4 protein-coding genes are annotated in these 3,895 nt (G+C 32.2%); 3 read left to right on the top strand and 1 reads right to left on the bottom strand.

Features of this window, described 5'->3' with window-relative positions; all coding sequences use genetic code 11:
- Positions 1 to 173 precede the first annotated feature (173 nt).
- Complete coding sequence (locus J6L95_RS00235) at positions 174 to 680, top strand: VanZ family protein (RefSeq protein WP_287457655.1); 507 nt, start codon at positions 174 to 176, stop codon at positions 678 to 680.
- A 19-nt stretch (positions 681 to 699) separates the two neighbouring features.
- Here J6L95_RS00235 and J6L95_RS00230 read toward each other — a convergent pair whose 3' ends face one another.
- Positions 700 to 1,002 (bottom strand): Ada metal-binding domain-containing protein, encoded by a 303-nt coding sequence (locus J6L95_RS00230; protein ID WP_287457653.1) that lies wholly within the window; start codon positions 1,000 to 1,002, stop codon positions 700 to 702.
- Positions 1,003 to 1,489: 487 nt separating this feature from the next.
- On the opposite strand from J6L95_RS00230, the gene loaP reads away from it, so the two are divergent.
- Together loaP and J6L95_RS00220 are read left to right on the top strand one after the other, a co-directional pair.
- Entirely contained in the window at positions 1,490 to 2,002 is a 513-nt protein-coding gene (loaP, locus tag J6L95_RS00225) for an antiterminator LoaP (RefSeq protein ID WP_287457651.1), read from the top strand.
- Positions 2,003 to 2,035: 33 nt separating this feature from the next.
- A partial coding sequence (locus tag J6L95_RS00220; protein ID WP_287457649.1) for a polysaccharide biosynthesis protein occupies positions 2,036 to 3,895 on the top strand: 1,860 nt, incomplete at its 3' end.

Raw genomic sequence — 3,895 nt, 5'->3', positions numbered from 1 at the left:
TAACTCATGGATAAGTCAATTAGATTATACTAGGATGGGACTATGGATTGTGATAAAGTGAAGGATTTTTATCGATACTTTTTCTATAGTTATCTTTATCAGGAAGAATCTCATTAAATTGTTTCACTTTTCTTCTTGTTTCTAGTATCCTTATGAAATAAGGAGTTTTATCTATGGACTATATCTACTCATTAAGCGAATTAATGCTTTCCATTAATCATGCAAGATTTCTGATAGTATCAATGTGTGCATTGATACTATCAGTGTGTCTCTATAAAACAAAAAAACTCACCATGACACAAAGTGTCATGCTGGTGCTTATCATTACATACAGCTACCTCGTGCTCTCGCTTACCATATTTGATCGTCCCTATTCTTCTAGAATGGTAAGACTGATGCCACTTTGGTCTTATCCAGAGATCTTTAGAGGCAATTATAAGCTGTTATTAGAGGTTATTATCAATGTCTTCATGTTAATGCCTTTAGGTTTCTTTTTGCCCGCATTCAAGAGATTTAAGACAAATGGTACTATCGCACTATTTGGCTTTCTCTTCTCAATGACAATTGAGATTTCTCAGTTCATCTTTATGAGAGGCTGGTTTGAATTTGACGACATGATTCACAATACCTTGGGTATTGTGATCGGTTATATCATCTATAAGAAAATCAAAAAAGGATAGAGTCACAGCTCTATCCTTTTTACCTATAACAAATCTTGCATGGTTTTAATCTGCTCTTTTTAGCGTCTGCTAAAGAAGTATAATAAAGTACCTTAGAACGTCTAAGACTACGACAAGATGTAGTACTGTGGTACTTCTTGCTTGTTCTTGCATAGTAGACTCTTTTTGATTTTTTCTTTTTCTTCTTCAGTTTCTTCTTCTTTTTGGCAGATACATTAACAACTACTGGTGTTGATAGATCCTGCTTAACAGCACTATCAATACCAGACATTAATGTGAATGCAAAAAGAACTGATAAAGCTATCTTCATGATACTTTTCATAATAATTTCCTCCTTAATTTGAATATAATTAATTAGGGTCATATAAATGTAAATAATTATCAGGTTAGAAATATTTTTTAATTATATCTTTATCAAATAAAAGAAAGGTATAGGTATCTATAAAATAAAAAATAATAAAAAGTCAATAATTTGTTAATTTCATAAATATACAACCGAATGGTTGCTTAATAATTCAAAAAGTTAAGAATAGGGGGATGATTATTCTTTTTTTAAATAATGAAAATATTAGGAAAAATGTAAAATATAGAGAAATGTAATCGCTTTTTCCTTAACTATAATATTACTCAAATTTGACAATAATATCTAAAAGTGGTAGATTAACGAAGTAGAAAATGTTATTCTAACTAACAAATTGTTTATTTCGATAAATCGTCGCTTTGTCGCGTTTAAAGATAAAACATGTCATATCTATAAGGATTCACTATGAAAGTGAAGTGGCGAAGCATGCCTTTTTGGAGGTGTTCTTATGTATGAGAACTGGTATGTACTACAGGTGATGACTGGACAAGAAGAGCGTATTGCTAATAAGTGTGAAACTATGATTTCTAAATCTATTCTTAATGAGTGTGTTGTTATTCATTATGAATATATGAAGAAATATCATGGAAGATGGCATAAAGAGAAGAAAGTGATGTTTCCTGGTTATTTGTTTGTGGTTACTGATCATTTAGATGATCTTTTTATTCAGTTAAAGAGGATACCTGAATTTACTAAGTTAATAGGTAAGGATGATATTTATCCTATTTATAAAGAAGAAGTGCTTCATCTTCTTAAGTATTCTGAGGAACATTTAATTAAAATGTCTAAGGGTATTATCGAGGGAGATCACATTATTGTAGAAAGTGGTCCGTTAAAGGGATATGAAGGTTTTATTAAGAAGATTGATCGACATAAACGAATAGCATTTATTGATGTAGAATTGTTTAATACAGTGACTACAGTTAAAGCAGGATTAGAGATAGTTTCTAAGTTTTCTTAGAAACTTTTTATAATTGTTAAGTTGAGGATTTTTATGAGTAAATGGGTAAAGAATCAGAATAAGTATGTTCAGACGGCTTTATTAATGATATATGATGCGATAGCTGTCAATGTAGCTTTCTTATTGGCTTTATTATTAAGATTTGATATGAACTATACTTCTATTGATGCACCTTATCTTAATGGGTGGATGAGATTTGCACCTTTTTATACAGTTTTTTGTTTGATTGTATTCTTTATCTTAAATCTTTATAAGAGTATATGGAGATATGCAAGTTATACTGAATTATTAAGACTTATTAATGCGACAGTTATTACATTTATCTTTAATGTTGCTGGAACATTATTGTTTATTAGAAGAATGCCTATTTCTTATTATATAGTAGGTTCTATTTTACAGTTTTTGTTTATGATTACGATTCGTTTCTCTTATCGTTTTGTAACGTTGTTAAGATCATTAAGACCTGATAATAATGCTTCAAGAGTTATGATTGTTGGAGCTGGTAGTGCTGGGTTGATGATTTTAAGAGATATTAGAAATTCTCATAATATTAATGATGAAGTGGTTTGTTTTATTGATGATGATAAGAATAAAAGAGATCGTATTATAGAAGGCGTTCCAGTTGTTGGTGGTAGAGAAGATATTACTAGATGTGTAGAAGAGTTTTGTGTTGATAAGATTTATTTGGCTTTACCTAGTGTGAGTGCTTCTACTAAAAGAGATATTCTTAATATTTGTAGTGAAACAGATTGTGAATTGAAACAGTTGCCTGGTATGTATCAGCTAGTAAGTGGTCAGATCAGTGTGAGTCATATGAGAAATGTTTCGGTTGAAGATTTACTTGGGAGAGAACCTATTGAAGCTGATTTAAAGGAAGTATTTGAGTTTATTAATGGGAAAACTGTATTGGTAACTGGCGGAGGAGGATCCATAGGATCTGAATTATGTAGACAAATTGCTGGACATGACCCTAAGAAGTTGGTTATTTTTGATATTTATGAGAATAATGCATATGATCTTCAACAGGAACTAAAGAAGAAATACCCTGACCTCAATTTCGAAGTCGAAATTGGGTCAGTCAGAGACTCAAGAAGACTCTGCCATCTCTTCAATAAATACCACCCCGACGTCGTCTACCACGCTGCTGCACACAAGCATGTGCCGCTCATGGAAGTGAGCCCTAATGAGACTATTAAGAATAACGTCATCGGAACTTACAAGACTGCCTACGCAGCGATGACTTATCACTGTAAGAGATTTGTGCTGATAAGCACAGATAAAGCAGTTAATCCGACAAATATTATGGGTGCTTCAAAGAGAATGTGTGAGATGATTATTCAATCTTTTGATAAAAAGATTAAAGAAGGAAAAGCTGACGAAATTCCTTTCTTGTTTACTCATGAAGGAGAAGAATCCTTTGATAGTAAACAGCTACAAGAAAGTAAGACTGAATTTGTAGCGGTAAGATTTGGAAATGTGTTAGGATCCAATGGATCCGTCATACCTCTCTTTAAGAAGCAGATTGAAACAGGTGGTCCAGTGACTGTTACACATAAAGATATCGTAAGATACTTTATGACTATACCTGAAGCTGTATCACTTGTATTATTGGCTGGTACTTACGCTAAAGGAGGAGAAATCTTTGTATTAGATATGGGTTCCCCAGTTAAGATTGATACTTTAGCGAGAAACTTAATCAGGCTTGCAGGTTATAAGCCTGATGTAGATATTAAGATTGAGTATGTGGGATTAAGACCAGGTGAGAAACTTTATGAAGAAAAGCTTATGGCTGAAGAAGGCCTAGAGAGAACGAAGAATAAGATGATTCATATTGGTCATCCTATTGCTTTTAATGAAGATGAGTTCTTAGTTAATGTTAATAAGCTTATGAAT

This window comes from Kandleria sp., from assembly GCF_017934775.1.
Lineage (GTDB): Bacteria > Bacillota_I > Bacilli_A > Erysipelotrichales > Coprobacillaceae > Kandleria > Kandleria vitulina.
Note: the sequence above shows the minus strand (reverse complement) of the source record. Positions and strands in the feature narration are given on the sequence as shown.

Excerpts from the sequence above, each read along its gene's own strand:
- J6L95_RS00235 (WP_287457655.1), top strand. The coding sequence starts at position 174 with ATGGACTATATCTACTCATTAAGCGAATTAATGCTTTCCATTAATCAT.
- J6L95_RS00230 (WP_287457653.1), bottom strand. The coding sequence starts at position 1,002 with ATGAAAAGTATCATGAAGATAGCTTTATCAGTTCTTTTTGCATTCACA.
- loaP (WP_287457651.1), top strand. The coding sequence starts at position 1,490 with ATGTATGAGAACTGGTATGTACTACAGGTGATGACTGGACAAGAAGAG.